This is a genomic window from Tautonia marina (assembly GCF_009177065.1).
GTDB classification, from domain to species: domain Bacteria; phylum Planctomycetota; class Planctomycetia; order Isosphaerales; family Isosphaeraceae; genus Tautonia; species Tautonia marina.
The window spans coordinates 186108-201362 of sequence record NZ_WEZF01000002.1; the positions used below are offsets into that span (position 1 = coordinate 186108).

Here is a 15255-nt window from a genome sequence, read left to right on the forward strand (position 1 = left end):
TTGCGACTCGCGCCCGCCGCTTCCATTGCTCCCTCCAAGATTCGAGCCATCGCCGCCCTGGCCGATGAGTTCCCCGGCACCCTCCGCCTCTTTTACGGCGAAGACACCCTGCCCACCCCCGACTTCATCAAGCAGGCCGCTCACGCCGCGATCGACGCTGACCGCACCTACTACACCCCCAACCCCGGATATCCTGAACTTCGAGACACCATCGCCCATCAGTACCATCAGTTGCACCGCGTACCCATCGAGCGCGATCAGGTAGTCGTGACCGCCAGCGGCATGATGGCGATCCACCTGGCCGTCGAAGCCACGGTCGGTCCCGGCGACTCGGCACTGGTCGTCACGCCCCTCTGGCCGAATTTCGTCGGCGCGATTCAGGTTGCGGGAGCCGAGGCCATCGAAGTGCCCCTCTCCCTCAATGTCGACGGCTTCCACCTCGATCTTGACCGGCTTGAGTCGGCGCTCCGCCCCAACACGCGAATGCTTGCCCTCGCCAGCCCCGGCAACCCGACCGGCTGGACCGCGTCACTTGACGACTGGCGAACACTCGTGGCCTTCTGCGAGCGGCACGACCTCTGGCTGCTGGCCGATGGCGTCTACGAGCGTATCGTCTTTGGCAGCGGATCGAGCGTCGCTCCCAGCCCGATCGAACTCGAAGCAGCCCGCCCTCGCACCATCATTGCGCAAAGCTGTTCGAAAGCCTACCGAATGACCGGATGGCGGATCGGCTATGCCATCGCTCCTCCTGAGGTCGCCCCGACGCTCGCCTTCCTCCAGGAATATGCCGTCAGCCACGCCTTCGGGGTCGCTCAGGAGGCCGCCCGGGTCGCCATCCGAGACGGCGACGCCTTTCTCGCCGACGCCCAGGCCCGATACGCCCGGCATCGCGACCTCGCCGTCGATCGTCTCCGGCAAATCGACGGGGTCCAGGTTCCTGTCCCTGAGGGAGCCTTCTACGTCTTCCCGAAACTCGACGGTCTGCGCGATTCGGTCCCCCTCTGCGAGTCCCTCGTCCGAGATCACCGGGTCGGCGTCGCCCCAGGCTCGGCCTTCGGCGAAGGGGGAAAAGGTCATGTCCGCATCTGCTTCGCCGTCGATGAATCAACCTTGCTCGATGGGCTCGATCGCTTCGAAGCCGGTTGGCTCACCTTTCGAGACCGGGGATCACCCTCATGAGCGACCACCCGATCGGACAGGATGACCGGATTCTCTACCGAGGCCAGAAAATCGATCTGGCCCTCCGCCCCATTGCGCTCGCCGACGGCTCCACCGCCGAGCGCGAGGTCGTTCTACATCGAGGAGCCGTCGCCCTCCTTCCGCTGCTCGACGGCGACCGCATTTGCCTGATCCGCAACCGGCGCTATGCGATCGGCAAAACCTTGCTCGAAATTCCCGCCGGCACCATCGACCCCGGAGAGCCCCCCGACGCCTGCGCCGCCCGCGAACTCCGAGAGGAAACCGGCTACGTCGCCGGCCGCATCACCCTGCTGACCGAGTGGTGGGTCTCTCCCGGTCTGTTCACCGAACGCATGTATCTGTTTCGCTGCGATGACCTGCGCGAAGGTCACCACGCCCCTGAGCTGGACGAGCAGATCGAGCCGGTCGTCGTTCCCTGGCAGCAGGCCGTCAGCATGGCCCTCGACGGCCGAATCGAAGACGCGAAATCGATGCTCGCCATTCTCTACTGGGACCGCCTCCGAAACTCCGAATCCCGCTGAACCGCCCCCCGGCACGGTGGTCGCCCCCATCAACAAAACCGATGACTCACGACCGTTTCGTCGCGAGCCATCGGCCTTGGTTGGTTGCTGGGAATCGAAGGGGGACCGACTGCGACGGGCCGATGCCGGGGCCGTCAGTCCCGAAACCGCATCACACAGGGAGTCAACACGGCGTCCTGAAGGTGCACTCCCGGCCCCGTTCGGTCACATTGGTTGAGATAGATATCATAATCAGACGAACTCACCCATCGGGTCCGTCGCCACTCGACCCGCCCATCGGTGAACAGCACATTCTGACCGGCCCCCGCGTGGTTGGGGCTGTTCCCCACCAGGATAACGCCGCCGTTGGACGCCGAACCCTTGGCCGTGTCGAGCCGGAACGGAGGCTGATCGGCCACCAGAGGGACGCGGTTTTCGACATTGAACGGCAGGGGAATCAACCGTTTGGTCTCCGGGTGAAGATTCCCAAGGTGATACGCATAATCCACCCGGAGGTCTTCCCGGCAGGATCCAGGCCCGTGCTGCTCCTGGTCGAGCAATTCGGCGAACCGAGGAAGTCCCCGAGTCGGAATCGGTTCTCCGTCGCACGGGCAGTCCAGTGTGCGGTGATCGTGCAGCAGGCCGACTTCATTCAGAAGCACGTAGGCCGAGCCAACGTACGAGGCAGGGCAGGCCGGATCGACGTAGGGAAAGCTCTGGTGCGTGGCAGCGTACTGATTCATGGCCAGTCCGATCTGGCGGAGATTATCCGTGCAGATCAGCTTGTCAACACTCTGTTGCTGATGACGAACCGCGGGAACCAGCGACATCATGCCAATCAGCATGACGGCCGCGGCCACTCCCACGTCCACCCATCGCATCCGAGGGCGCGAGGGGGCAAACTCCAGGATGCGGGGTTCGTCCGCATGGCGGAGCATCCGGGCCGTCGTCCGAGCCGCAAGATCGGAGGGAGGCTCGGGATCGTCCGTTTCGAGCAGCAAGGAGACGGCGCGTCGGAGCCGAGCACGCCGATCGGACAGGGAGGGGTCGGAAGCCGCGGCCAGGTCGAGCTGCTCTCGACGGTCGTCATCGAGCTGGCCGAAGGCCTCGTCAAAGAGGGCGGCGTCGTTCATGGGACCGAACCGTTCTCAGTGGGACCAGCCGCTTTGGCCATTTCTGCGAGTTTGGCCACCGCGGCGTGCAGGCGAGATTTGACCGTGCCCACCGGAATCTTGAGGATTTCGGCGATTTCTCGGTACTTGAGATCCTGGTAGTACGCCAGGATCAACGTCTGGCGAAGGCCCTCGGGGAGCTTGGCGATGCTCTGGCGAACCCATTCCCGGCGCTCTTCACTCTGCATCTCGACCAGCGGGCCGGGCTCGTCACCCGTCAGCAGATCGATCAGCGCTCCCGGGTCGCGATCCGCCCCTTCGATCCGCTGATCAAGGCTCACCGTCGGATGACGGCCTGCCTTGCGCAACGCATCGACCGCCTGATGCGTCGCAATGGCATATAGCCAGGGACGCAAGGGTCGCCCGTCCTCGTAAAGCCCTCGCTTCAAATGCAACTGGAGAAACGTGTTCTGAAAAACGTCGTCGGCAAGCGCCCGATCGCCCATGTACCGCGCAAGATAGCGGTACAATTCGCGCTCGTAACGTCGAACCAACTCGTTGAAGTCCTCAGTCTGAGCCTGCTCACGATACCGACTCATGAGCATCTCATCCGATTGCTCGGTGAGGGCGTCGGCGATTGCAGGTCCAGTGGCCTTCACCATGATTACGATCAATCCCGGGGGGGAGTTCGCTCCCGCCGCCCGAAAGTGTGAGAATCGCAAGAAACGGCCGCGATCGGCCCGGCCGATGGCGACCGTTGAAGCGTTCATATTGTTCCGGGAGACCCGCGGCACCGTCAAGTCAGACCCACCCGCGGATCACCCCCATCCCAGCGGCCCAATCGCGGATCGAGACCCAATCAGGCCATCACGCGAAGAGCCCCGAGAGGACTCGGCCCCCCACGTCGGTCAGGCGTTCGTCTCGACCACTATGCAGGAAGGTCAGGCGCATGTGGTCGAGCCCCATCAGATGCAGAATCGTCGCGTGCAGGTCGTTGATGTGGGCAGGCTCCTCGACGGCGTTCATCCCAATCTCGTCGGTGCTGCCGAACGTCGTCCCTCCCTGGATCCCGCCCCCGGCCATCCACATCGTGAACCCCTTGGCGTTGTGATCGCGTCCTCGGCTACCGCCCTCGCTTACCGGGGTCCGGCCGAATTCGCCCCCCCAGATTACGAGCGTTTCGTCGAGCATCCCCCGACGCTTCAAATCGGTCAGCAGGGCCGAGACGGGCTGATCGGTCAGGCCGCACATTTTTTCATGATTTTCATTCACGTCACTGTGGGCATCCCACTGCATCGCCACGGGACCACCCCCCGAGTAAACCTGCACGAACCGGACACCGCGCTCGACCAACCGGCGGGCCAGCAAACACCGCGTCCCGAAATCATTCGTCCTCGGGTGGTCGAGCCCATAAAGCCGTCGCGTCTCCTCGGTCTCGGTCGAGAGATCGACCGCCTCGGGTGCCTCGGCTTGCATCCGGAACGCCAGTTCGTACGAGGCGATCCGGGCCGACAGTTCGGTATCGGCCGGGTCGAGGTCGGCCTCGTTCATTTCTCGGAGCAGGTCGAGCGTCCTGCGCTGCTGGCCTCTCGAAAATTCTCCGGTCGCCGGTTGCAGGTCGAGAATCGGCTTCGGTCCCGGACGGAAGAGCGTCCCTTGATACGCGGCCGGCAGGAATCCGGCCCCCCAGCACGGGGCCCCACCTTCGGGGGTTCCCTCCGGCTGAGCCATCACCACATAGGCCGGCAGGTTCTCATTCTCGGTCCCCAGACCGTAACCGACCCAGCTTCCAAGGCTCGGGAACCCCATGAACACCCGACCGCAGTTCATTTGATAATGTGCCGGAGCGTGAATCACGCTATCGACCTGACACGATCGGATCAGAGCGATCGAATCGGCGTGTTCTCTCATGTGCGGCACAAGGTCCGACATGTCCATCCCCGACTCGCCGTACTTCCCCCATTTCCGGGTGCTTCCCAGGCAAATCGGGTCCGCTTCGAGAAACTGACTTTCCAGCTTCCCGAAGCTCGGCGGCAAGGGCTGACCGTGCAGGCGGTTCAGTTCCGGCTTCGGGTCGAACATGTCGATGTGGCTCGGCCCGCCGACCATGAACAGGAAGATGCACCGCTTCGCCTTCGGTGCGAAGTGCGGCACCTTCTCCGCCAACGGGTTGAGGCTTGCCCTCGCTCCGTCCGACGCCTTCGCGTCACGCTGCAACAGATCCGCGAGCGCGAGCATCCCAAAGCCCGCCCCGGTCGATTTTAAGAACGCCCGTCGGTCAATCGGCGGCAACGGTTGCGGTCCAGGGCATCGGCGGGTCGGTCGGGACATGGGAAAGCACTCAAGGGATTCGGGGTTCGCGTGGATCGGGGTCGTCGAAGCAGATCAGTCTTGGACCTGATCGAGTTTGCTGAAAAGATCGCGTAGCGCCAGTGAAAAACCTGGCAGGACCAGTTCTCCATCGAGCGTGTCCGTCTCGCCGAGCAGAAGATCGTCTCGGTCCTTACGGATGACCCGCACCGTCCGCCATTTCGGATCAATGCTCCTCAACGCCTCGCTCGACCAAACCAGAGCGTCTCAAGGAACATAGACAAACTCATTCCGGTTCAGCATCGCCACGGCGAAATCGACCCAGGCCGCCGCCTCGGCCGAATCAACCCCCGAAGGCTCCGGAGTCGGAGCCGCCAGGGGGGCATCTCCGTCCCGATCCTGACGATCCCTCAACATCTCGGCCTGAGAGGCGATGAAGTCGAGCGCCTGCGTCACCTCCGCCGCACTTGGGGATCGGGCCAGGACCAGGCGATACGTTCGCTCGACCCGGGCGGTGGCATCATTCGGCTCCTCGCGGAAGACACGGCCGGCCAGGGCCTTGGCCCGATCAATGGCGAAACTGCTGTTGAGCAGGATGAGGGACTGGAGCGGGTGAGTGCTGACGTCCCGAATGGCGCACGAGGTCTGCGTGTCGGGCGAGTCGAAGGCATCAAACAGCGGAAGCCGCACGTTCCGCTTCCGATGCAGGTAGAGCGATCGACGAACGTGCTGCGAGGGGTCGGGATGCTCCGGCCAGAGGTCCACTTCCTCCGCCTCGGTGAAGATCAGTTCCTCAACCTCGGGCGGGATCGGGGCGCGAATGCCGGGTCCTCCCATCTGCGGGTTCAGCTCTCCGGTGACGGCGAGCAAGTGATCGCGCAACGACTCGGCTTCCAGCCTGCGGCGATCGACCCGAGCGAACAGGAGATTGTCGGGGTCGTCCTCCGCCTGGCTCCGGAACACGTCTCCCAACCGGGCGATCTCCGCCGGATCCTCCACCACCGACCGTCTCGGGTCGGAGGCTTGCCGGTAGGTGGTCGAGGTGACGATCAGGCGGTGGATCGGCTTGAGCCGCCAGCCGTTGACGATCAGTTCCGAGGCAAGCCAGTCCAGCAGCTCCGGGTGAGACGGGAATTCCCCTCGGACCCCAAAGTCGCTCGGCGAGGCCACGATCCCCCGGCCGAGGTGATGCTGCCAGAGCCGGTTCACGATCACCCGAGCCGTCAGCGGATTCTCAGGACGGGTCATCCACTCGGCTAGTGCTGCTCGTCGGCCGGTTCGGCCGTCGATCGGCTCGACCCCTTCGTCAAAGGCGTCCGCTCCCATGTTCGCCAGGACGACCCCCAGGGGCCTCGGCTCGACCTTCGGGCCCAGGTTGTACGGATCGCCTCGGCGATACACGAAGGTCTCGGGCGCTTCCACCGCGCCGTCCGCCTTCGATTCGGCAAGGGCCATGACCTTGGCCGGGGGCGGTGGCAGCGTTTGCTCGATCTCGAAGATCGCCCGCTTCAGCCGTTCTCGTTCGGCATGATCTTCCGGATTCTCAGCAACAGCCTCGGCCAGTTCTTCCCAGGGAATTCTCAGCGCCCGCTGGGCTCCGGCGGCCATCTTCTTCTGAATCGGCGTGCGATCCTCGTCCGGAATGGCCAGCACGGCCCGTTCCTCGTCCGTCAGACCCGATTCCTTCTGGGCGAGCAGAGCGGCCCGATACGGGGCCTCCAGTGCCGCCTTGGCCTCCTTCAAGGGCTTGGTCCGGGCCGCCACCTCCTCCTCGGCCGCCTTGTAGGCGGCCCGTTCCTCGTCGGTCGAAATCGGAAGCTCGACCATCTCGGCGGCCTCAAAAAAGGCCTGGAGCCGGTAGTAGTCGGTCGTCGGGATCGCGTCGAACTTGTGGTCATGACATTTCGCGCACCCGATCGTCAGACCCATGAAGACCGAACCGACGGTCCCGGTCACTCCCGACAATTCCGACTGCCTGCGAACTTTCGGGTCAATGTTTCCTCCCACGACCTCCCGAGGTCCGCATCGGCCGAACCCGGTCGCAATCAGGGCCGATTCGTCCTCCGGAGCCAGCTCATCGCCGGCAAGTTGCAGGGAGAGAAACCGGTCGTACGGCAAGTCATCGTTGAGGGCCTTCACAACCCAGTCCCGATAGCGCCAGGCGTCGGGACGGTCGGCATCGAGTTCGAAGCCGTTCGAATCGGCATAGTGGGCCAGGTCGAGCCAGTGCTGCGCCCATCGTTCGCCGAAGCTCGGACGTTCGAGCAGGGATTCGACCAGCCGCTCGTATGCATCAGGTCGATCGTCCTGGAGGAACGCCTCCACCTCCTCGGGAGTCGGCGGCAAGCCGGTCAGGTCGAACGTCAGGCGACGGATCAAGGTGATCCGGTCGGCTTCCGGCGCGGGCTCGAACTCCAGCGCCTCGATCTCAGAGAGGATGAAGCGGTCGATCGGGTTGCGGATCCAGGAGGGGTCGCTCACGTCCGGCGGCTCGGGCCGCTCGACCGGGAGGTAGGCCCAGTGCGTTCGCTGTTCCTCGGAGAAGGACTCCGCAGGAGCGAGTGAGCTCTCCGAATCGCTTGCGGTCGCTCCGAGAGCAACAGACACAGACACACCGAGCAATCCAACCAGGATCGAACCCAGACCGATTCGATCCCCTCGCCAGGGGTGGCGATCGAGGCGCATGGGCCATCTCCGAGAGCGTGACGGGCGGGAAGTGCTCAGGCGAATGGGGAGGGGCATCGCCCGGCCGGAAGGAGTCTCAATGCAGAACGGGCAGGATTCGTGATCTCTCTATTGTGACGACCAATTCCCCTCTCGCCAAGCGCCGAGTTCGGACGAGCCCCCAATTGCCTCGCCTCGTTCGCAACGCCGGGGATCGGTCGGTCCCGTTCCTTGAACGAGGCGCAAGGTTTGGCCTCCTCGACGATTGAGGCCCCTCCCCTCCTCAACCTGCCTTCTGTGTTCCTTTCGATTGTCCTGGCACCGGTTCTCCCGCAAAACAAAAAAACTGGCCTCATCTCGCCCTGAAACCGAACCGGCCGACCCTCCAAGTTCGCAAACAAGAACACACCAGGCAATATCGACACAAACCCAATTTGAAAGAAAACTTACGCAAAACAATCCGATCGCAACACCACCGCTTGCGTGGTCAACCGTTCTCTGCTGGTCACCACGTCCTCGGCAGGGGATTCCGTGGTGATTCAATAAACGGAACGAAGCCAAACCGATCGACAAAACCTTTTTAAGATTCAAGGGTTTACGACCATGACATCGAGCGATCCCAGGCGTTCCGGACGTGGAACGACCGGGGTGATCGTGTCCTCGATGTCGAGTCAGGCCGGTCTTCCAGGCAATCCCGGGGAGGAGCGGTGGCAACCGGGTTAGCTCCCCCGTAAGATTTCATGATCCGGTAACCTTTGTCGCTTCATCTCTTCTGATCCAACCGCCACTGATGGCTAACTTCTCCCGATCCGAGACCGGACCGGCTTCGCTCCTGGCGACCCGACGCGCGCTCCTGATGCTCTCGACCGTGGTCCGGCTGGGCCTGATGGCCGTGGGTCTGGGATTGGTCCTCGACCGCACGCAGACCTTGCTGTCAGACATGCAGCTCACCTGGGGAGAGCGGGTGGTCATGGGGATCGCCCTGGTCGCCTACGGTGGTGGATTCGCCCTGGCCGGCTGGGTGGCGGATCGGTTGCTCAAGGCCCTGGCTGAACTCATCGGCCTGATGGTCGATCAGGCCGAGTCCTCCGCCGTCACCGCTCGCCTGCTCGAACGAGAGGTCGCGCCGAGCCTCGCCCGGATTGCTCTGGCCGTTGAGCGGCTTTCATCGAACCCGGCTCCGGGAGCGGATCAGGCCCTTGAGCAGCGGCAAGCGATCGCCGTCGCCGGGGTCCGTCAGGCCATCGACGAGGGTCGTTGGGAGCGGGCCGATCGTCTCATCGCAAGCCTTCGGAGAGACTTCCCCCAGACTCCCGAGGCCGACGAACTGGCTGAGGAAGTGACTCAAGGCCGCCAGCAGACCATCGACCTCCTCAAGGGTCGTCTCGATGCCGCTCGAACCGTGAACGACCCTGATCAGGTTCTCACCTATCGCGACGAGCTGACGCTGCATCTTCGAGGCGAGGAGCTGAAGCAGCTTGATCGCCAGGTCGTCGGCTGGCTGATCATGCTCATCCAGAAACGGCTTCGGGCCGGTGGCGTTCAGGCCGAGGTGGTCGAGCTTGCCACTCGAACCGCCGAGAGCTTCGGAGATACCCCCGAGGGTGCCAGCCTGCGGGCCTCGCTGCCTACCCTTCGCCGCAGCGCGGGCCTCTGCCCGAAGTGCTCCCGAGCCTATACCGGCACCGAAGATGCATGCCCCGAGTGCCTCCGAGCGGTTCCGAGTCGAGCCGCGGGTTCCCCCTCGATCGGGTCCCCCGCCCCGGAGAACGCTCCATGAAGTTTCGACGGACGTGTACCCACTGCCAAGGCACCTTCCTCGTCACGGAGGAACGTCTTGGCCAGCTCGTCACCTGCCCGAAGTGCGGCCAGGAGTCGAGATTGCCCGCAACCCTCGGCGAGCTCACTCAAACTTCCCCCCAGAGTGATCCCGAAGCGTCCCCGACTCCCTCGGTCCTGATCGGCCCGGCTGAGCTTGAGGCCGAGGAGACCGAACCCTCGACCGCCCGACGCCGAAAACGGCTGATCCCCTTCCTGCTGGGAGCCATCGGCGGCCTGCTGGTCGCGGCCTTGATCTTCTGGCCGATCTTCCGCTGGTCGGCCCCGGATGCGCGGGATCTCGCGGATCTGCCCGATGCTCCCCGCCCGATCGACCCGGTCGAGCGGACGGCCCGGACGTTCCTCGACGCGCTCGTTGCCCAGGACGCGGAGACCATCGATCGACTCGCGGTCCTGACCGATCCTCCGGCGATCGCCTCGTTCGAGGATGTCCAGCGCGATCCGAGCGAAGACGAGACGATCCGAGGATCGTTCGCCCCATTGGCCGAGTTGAACCGTCAGATTGCCTCGAACTACACCTACGATCCCGCGATCGACCGCTTCCGCAATGCCAACCCGCTCGGCGTCGCGGCTGACTTCATGGATGACGCCGAGCAGCTCCGGCAGGAGAACGAGGCGGCAGACATCTATTCCCGGATCGCCGGCGGCACGGCCGATGAGCAGCTTGACGCGGCGGTCGAGTTCGCCGAGCAATTCGCCAAGCTGACGCAGAACGCCTTGCCTCGTAAGGAACTGGTGCCGACTTACGCCCAGCTCGTCGAGGACGCCGACCCACCGCTCCCCCCCGAGGCCGAAGCCCTCGCACTGACCTTTGGTGAGGAGACGGCGACGTGGGAAGAGTTGCTGGATCGGCCCTTCTTCACGATCAAGGCCGACGGTCCCTTCGTCCTCGATCGAGCCGAGGCGGTCGCGACGATTCAGGATCGGTTGGCCTCGCCGGGCGACACACCTCGGCGGTTACGGCTCGGCCTGGCTCGATTTCGGCTCGATGCCATCGACACCGGCTGGAAGGTCGTTTCGGCTCGCCGAGAAGACCCCGCTCCTCCGACCGATTCCACCGAACCATATCGCTCGCCCGGACTCGAGGAGGGCCCTTGATCCGCCGTCGAGACCGGAATGGCGGGGACGACCGGTAGCAATCGGTCACTTCGGCAGGTTCGAAAACTTGACCGACCCCAAGTCGTCGGCTACGAATCCTTTGTCATGTTTCGAGGTTGCAACGCCTTGGGACTCCCCTGGCTCGCCTCCTCTCAGTCGTTCCGTTGGACCTGTTGCCACCTCACCCGACCCGATTGCCGCAGAGGACTCGTCCCCATGATTCGCCGACTCGCGCTGGCCTGGGCGGCCCTCGGCACCCTGGCCCTGGCCGTAACTGCCGATGGCCAGCCCATCGAAACCCATCGGATTCTTCCCGACCGAACCGCTTTGGGGCGGGTGGGTCTGGAACGCTCATGGTTTGCCACCGTCCCCCTGCAATCCGGGCTGGAGCAGGTCGACCATCTGAGTCTCACGACCGACGGGACGCAAATCTTCGCCCAGACGACCGAAGCCAACCTGTACTGCTACGACTCGGAAACCGGTCGGATGCTCTGGAAGGCCAACCTTGGACCTGCCAGTGGCCTGGCTCAGGATGTGGGCACGAATTCAACACTTGCATTCGCCACCAACGGCAACTACATCTTCGCCCTCGACCGGGCGACCGGCCGGCAGGTCTGGGTGGAGCGGATGGAAGCCAATGCCTCCTCTCCGATCGTGGCGACCGACGAACTTGTGTTTATCGGTGAGGACAATGGCAAGTTGCTGGCCTTCTCGTTGAAGCCGGCCGAGGACCCGCGATTCCAGAAGGAAACGGGCGCTCCGGGCGGCTTCGCCTGGAATTTTTCGACCAACGGGCCGATCACGGCCGAGCCGGTCGCCACGCAGTTCGTGGTGGCGTTCGCCTCAACCGGGGGCAAGCTCTACGTCACTCGGTATGACCCGCCGTCGATCCTGCACCGTTCTCAGGACATCGGGCCCCTGACTGCCTCGATGGGAACCTACGGGTCCGGCCCGGAAAGTCTCCTGGTCGTTCCTTCAATGAATCGGAATCTCTACGGGATCAATCTCTTTACCGGAGAGCAGAAGTGGGTCTTCTCCACGCGATCGCCAATCTCTGCTCAGCCGCTCGTCGGAGGCGGTGATGTGACGATCACCCGCCGCGTTCCTGAGCGTCGGACCCAGACCATCATTGGAACCGACCTGAAACCCTATGAACAGGAATACACGGAGGTCGTCGAGCAAGACGAGGTATTGCCGATGCCTCCGACGGTCTACGTCCTCAGCGATGATGGCGACCTGTACGCCGTAAACCCAGACACGGGCGAGTCGCGCTGGACTTCCGTGGTTCCGATTCCCGGAACCGAGCAGGAACGGGTCGATCCTCGAACCGGTCGTACCGTGGTCATCCCCGGCACGGCCCAACTGGTGACCAACGCATCCACCGGTGAACCGGTGACGCAGGCCCGGGGTGTCCGGACCGGGGCCGAGCAGATTCTCGCGCTCTCTCCGTCTCGGGTGTATCTCAGGACTCAGTACGGCGATCTGGCGATCGTCGATCGTGAATCCGGAGAACTCGTGGCCGGTCCTTCCGCGACATTCCAGCGGGCCGGTGTTGATCTGCGTCGGTACGCGATCACGACGACCAACGATTCTCATGATCGCATGTACCTGGCCAGCCCTCACGGGTCGATCGTTTGCCTTCGAGAGTTCGGCTCGACCTCCCCGGTTCCGTTGCGGGCGGAATCAACCTCCCCGTTCGGCTATCTTCGAGACGAGGAAGGGTCCACCGGCGCCACCCCACCTCCTGTTCCGTCGGCACCGTTCGGCAACGATCTGGCTCCGGACGATAACCAACCCGCCGACGCGGACAATCCGTTCGACGTCGGCTTTGGGGCTCGCCCCTTGCCTCGGAATATCACCACGCAGCGACGCTAAGCGTTCGCCGCTCCCTCACGTTTCGCCTCCACTGACGTTTCTTCGAGTTCCTCGGATTCGGGGCGCCTGTTGCAGCAGGCTCCCCGAATCCTTTTGCGCGTTCGATCCCTGGACCGAGCAAGATCACGCGACCGGCAGCGGATCGACCCTGATGAATGAGGCCCCGAACCGCGATGTCTGACACCAACACCCCGATCCGCCGAGCCCTCCTGAGCGTCTCAGACAAGCGGGGACTTCTTGAACTGGCCCGGGCCCTCGCCGATCGAGGGGTCGCCTTGCTAGCCAGCGGTGGCACCCGAACCGCCTTGCTCGATGCCGGGCTTGAGGCCGAGGAAGTCTCAGCCTACACCGGCAGCCCTGAAATCCTCGGAGGCCGGGTCAAGACCCTTCACCCAAAGATTCATGGAGGGATTCTCGCGCGTCGGGACTTGCCTGACGACCTGACGACCCTGACGGCTCACGGAATCGAGCCGATCGACCTCGTGGTGGTCAACCTTTATCCGTTTGAAGCAACCATCGCCAGGCCGGGCGTCACGGACGACGAGGCGATCGAGAAAATCGACATCGGCGGCCCGAGCTTGATTCGGGGGGCGGCCAAGAATCATGCGCATGTCGTCGTCCTGACCGACCCAGACCAGTACCCCGCTTTCCTGGAACACCTGGCCCAGCACGACGGCACCACTCAGGAGTTCCGTCGAGCCCGTGCGCTGGATGCGTTCCAGAAAACCGCACACTACGATCAGGCGATCTCCTCGTACCTGGCCGGTCCCTCCTCCGACGCTGACCCGAAAGGGTTTCCGGACACGCTCGCTCCCCGGTTTGTGCTGCGGACCTCCTTGCGATACGGCGAGAACCCTCATCAGCGGGCCGCCTTCTACGTCGAACCGCAAACGGCCGGACCAAACCTGGCCTCGGCAACCATCAGGCACGGAAAAGAACTTTCGTATAACAATATCCTCGACCTCGACAGCGCTCTCCGGTTGATTCGATGCTTCGAGGAGCCCGCCGCCTGTGTCTTGAAGCACAACAACCCCTGCGGTTCGGCGATTGGCTCGACCCTGGCCGAGGCGTTTGAGCGGGCCTACGACGGTGACCCGGTCAGCGCATTCGGAGGGATCGTCGGCCTGAATCGCCCGGTCGATCTGGCGACGGCCGAACGAATGGTCAGCCCCGGCCGTTTCATTGAGTGCATTGTCGCCCCGGGCTTTGAGCCCGATGCCTTCGAAGTCCTGACCACTCGGCCGACCTGGAAGAACAGCGTTCGCCTGGTTGAGCTGGGCGTGCCGATTGGCCCCGGAGCAGGTCCGGCTGCAGGTCTCGACCTTCGACGCATCGAAGGAGGCTTGCTCGTTCAGGACTGGGACACGATGCAGGCCGATCCGCTGGCCGAGGGTCGGGTCGTCAGCAAACGCCCACCGAACGATCGCGAAGCGATCGACCTGGCCTTCGGCTGGAAGGTCTGCCAGTCGGTCAAGTCGAACGCCATTGTGCTGGCCAGTGACGGGCAGATTGTTGGCGTCGGGGCCGGGCAAATGAGCCGCCTCGACTCGGTCGAGATCGCCGTCAAGAAGGCGGGGCCCCGGGCGGCCGGTGCGGTCCTTGCGTCTGATGCCTTCTTCCCGTTCCGAGACGGTCCCGATGCGGCCGCAGCCGCCGGCATTACCGCGATCATCCAACCGGGAGGTTCCCGGCGGGACGAGGAAGTCATCGCCGCCTGCGACGAGCACGGCATCGCCCTGATCTTCACCGGCCGCCGCCACTTCCGGCACTGATTGCCCTGTCGGCGCAGTCTGTCCAGCGGGGACTCGGAAAGCGCATCAGCCGAGCGAGACGTCCAGCACCATCATGACGGCAAAACCGGCCATCGTCCCCAGCGTAGCGAGGTCGGTGTTGCCTTGCTGCTGACTTTCGGGCACCAGTTCCTCGACCACCACGTAGATCATCGCCCCAGCCGCAAAGGCCAGTGTGTAGGGAAGCAAGGGCCTGACGAACAAAACCGCCGCCGCGCCGATGACCGCGGCGATCGGCTCGACCACTGCGGAAAGCTGGCCGTACCAGAATGCCTTGAACCGACCGACCCCTTCGCCCCGAAGGGGAAGCGCAACGGCAACTCCTTCCGGAAGATTCTGAAGTCCGATGCCGATGGCCAGGGCAATGGCCCGGCCGAGTGAGCCCTCGATGGTTCCGTGTTCGGTGGCGCCGAAAGCGACGCCGATCGCCAGCCCCTCGGGAATGTTGTGCAAGGTGATCGCCAGGACAAGCAAGGTTGACCGTTGCCAATGAGTCTTGATTCCCTCGGCACGATCCCGCTTCAGACCGGGATGAAGATGCGGGAGCCATTGGTCGGCCAGCCGAAGCACCAGACCACCGAGCAGGAACCCGAGGGCTGCCGGTCCCCACCCCGAACCTCCGAGATCGCGGGACAGGTCAATCGCCGGGATGAGGAGTGACCAAACGCTTGCAGCGATCATCACCCCGGACGCAAAGCCGAGCATCGCATCGAGGACTCGACGATCCATCGACCGAGTGAGCAAGACGAGCGAGGCCCCAAGGGCGGTCACCCCCCAGGTCAACCCTCCGGCCATCAGCGATTGAACGATGGGATTGAAGTCGGCAAACGCGTTCATGGCTGGGTTGTACCCGCACGAAGCGGAATC

General features: G+C 63.9%; 12 protein-coding genes. 6 read left to right on the forward strand and 6 right to left on the reverse strand.

The features are described 5' to 3' along the window. Both GA615_RS03265 and GA615_RS03270 read left to right on the forward strand, forming a co-directional pair. Nucleotides 1-1179: a pyridoxal phosphate-dependent aminotransferase gene (locus GA615_RS03265; protein WP_161602141.1), complete on the forward strand. Its 1179-nt coding sequence runs from the start codon at nt 1-3 to the stop codon at nt 1177-1179. Beyond that, nucleotides 1176-1721, forward strand: coding sequence for an NUDIX hydrolase (locus GA615_RS03270; protein WP_152049833.1), 546 nt, complete (start codon nt 1176-1178; stop codon nt 1719-1721). Before GA615_RS03265 ends, GA615_RS03270 begins: the two co-directional genes overlap by 4 nt. A 134-nt stretch (nt 1722-1855) precedes the next feature. Here GA615_RS03270 and GA615_RS03275 read toward each other — a convergent pair whose 3' ends face one another. The 5 genes from GA615_RS03275 to GA615_RS03290 all read right to left on the reverse strand — a co-directional run bounded on the left by GA615_RS03275 (nt 1856) and on the right by GA615_RS03290 (nt 7807). Then, on the reverse strand, nt 1856-2833 hold the full coding sequence (locus tag GA615_RS03275) for a DUF1559 family PulG-like putative transporter (protein WP_152049834.1): 978 nt from the start codon (nt 2831-2833) through the stop codon (nt 1856-1858). Continuing rightward, complete coding sequence (locus tag GA615_RS03280) at nt 2830-3474, reverse strand: RNA polymerase sigma factor (protein ID WP_152049835.1); 645 nt, start codon at nt 3472-3474, stop codon at nt 2830-2832. Before GA615_RS03280 ends, GA615_RS03275 begins: the two co-directional genes overlap by 4 nt. A 205-nt stretch (nt 3475-3679) precedes the next feature. Next, a complete protein-coding gene (locus tag GA615_RS03285) occupies nt 3680-5143 on the reverse strand; it encodes a DUF1501 domain-containing protein (protein WP_152049836.1) in 1464 nt (487 codons plus the stop codon). Nucleotides 5144-5197: 54 nt separating this feature from the next. After that, nucleotides 5198-5362 carry a hypothetical protein gene (locus GA615_RS27340; protein ID WP_161602142.1) on the reverse strand — a complete coding sequence of 55 codons (165 nt, stop codon included), beginning with the start codon at nt 5360-5362 and terminating at the stop codon, nt 5198-5200. A gap of 27 nt (nt 5363-5389) precedes the next feature. After that, nucleotides 5390-7807: a DUF1549 and DUF1553 domain-containing protein gene (locus GA615_RS03290; RefSeq protein WP_161602143.1), complete on the reverse strand. Its 2418-nt coding sequence runs from the start codon at nt 7805-7807 to the stop codon at nt 5390-5392. Between the two features lie 769 nt (nt 7808-8576). On the opposite strand from GA615_RS03290, the gene GA615_RS03295 reads away from it, so the two are divergent. The 4 genes from GA615_RS03295 to purH all read left to right on the forward strand — a co-directional run bounded on the left by GA615_RS03295 (nt 8577) and on the right by purH (nt 14370). Then, a complete protein-coding gene (locus tag GA615_RS03295; RefSeq protein ID WP_152049838.1) occupies nt 8577-9566 on the forward strand; it encodes a hypothetical protein in 990 nt (329 codons plus the stop codon). Continuing rightward, nucleotides 9563-10723: a hypothetical protein gene (locus GA615_RS03300; RefSeq protein WP_152049839.1), complete on the forward strand. Its 1161-nt coding sequence runs from the start codon at nt 9563-9565 to the stop codon at nt 10721-10723. The genes GA615_RS03295 and GA615_RS03300 overlap by 4 nt, the downstream gene beginning before the upstream one ends. A gap of 216 nt (nt 10724-10939) precedes the next feature. Continuing rightward, on the forward strand, nt 10940-12598 hold the full coding sequence (locus tag GA615_RS03305; protein WP_161602144.1) for an outer membrane protein assembly factor BamB family protein: 1659 nt from the start codon (nt 10940-10942) through the stop codon (nt 12596-12598). 173 nt (nt 12599-12771) lie between these two features. Beyond that, nucleotides 12772-14370, forward strand: coding sequence for a bifunctional phosphoribosylaminoimidazolecarboxamide formyltransferase/IMP cyclohydrolase (gene purH / locus GA615_RS03310; RefSeq protein WP_152049841.1), 1599 nt, complete (start codon nt 12772-12774; stop codon nt 14368-14370). A gap of 45 nt (nt 14371-14415) precedes the next feature. Here purH and GA615_RS03315 read toward each other — a convergent pair whose 3' ends face one another. Next, complete coding sequence (locus GA615_RS03315) at nt 14416-15225, reverse strand: ZIP family metal transporter (protein ID WP_152049842.1); 810 nt, start codon at nt 15223-15225, stop codon at nt 14416-14418. Nucleotides 15226-15255: the final 30 nt, after the last annotated feature.

Bases quoted from the DNA above. Each gene is read 5' to 3' on its own strand.
- GA615_RS03270 (WP_152049833.1), top strand. From the start codon at position 1,176: ATGAGCGACCACCCGATCGGACAGGATGACCGGATTCTCTACCGAGGC.
- GA615_RS03275 (WP_152049834.1), bottom strand. From the start codon at position 2,833: ATGAACGACGCCGCCCTCTTTGACGAGGCCTTCGGCCAGCTCGATGAC.
- GA615_RS03280 (WP_152049835.1), bottom strand. From the start codon at position 3,474: ATGGTGAAGGCCACTGGACCTGCAATCGCCGACGCCCTCACCGAGCAA.
- GA615_RS03285 (WP_152049836.1), bottom strand. From the start codon at position 5,143: ATGTCCCGACCGACCCGCCGATGCCCTGGACCGCAACCGTTGCCGCCG.
- GA615_RS03290 (WP_161602143.1), bottom strand. From the start codon at position 7,807: ATGCGCCTCGATCGCCACCCCTGGCGAGGGGATCGAATCGGTCTGGGT.
- GA615_RS03295 (WP_152049838.1), top strand. From the start codon at position 8,577: ATGGCTAACTTCTCCCGATCCGAGACCGGACCGGCTTCGCTCCTGGCG.
- GA615_RS03300 (WP_152049839.1), top strand. From the start codon at position 9,563: ATGAAGTTTCGACGGACGTGTACCCACTGCCAAGGCACCTTCCTCGTC.
- GA615_RS03305 (WP_161602144.1), top strand. From the start codon at position 10,940: ATGATTCGCCGACTCGCGCTGGCCTGGGCGGCCCTCGGCACCCTGGCC.
- purH (WP_152049841.1), top strand. From the start codon at position 12,772: ATGTCTGACACCAACACCCCGATCCGCCGAGCCCTCCTGAGCGTCTCA.
- GA615_RS03315 (WP_152049842.1), bottom strand. From the start codon at position 15,225: ATGAACGCGTTTGCCGACTTCAATCCCATCGTTCAATCGCTGATGGCC.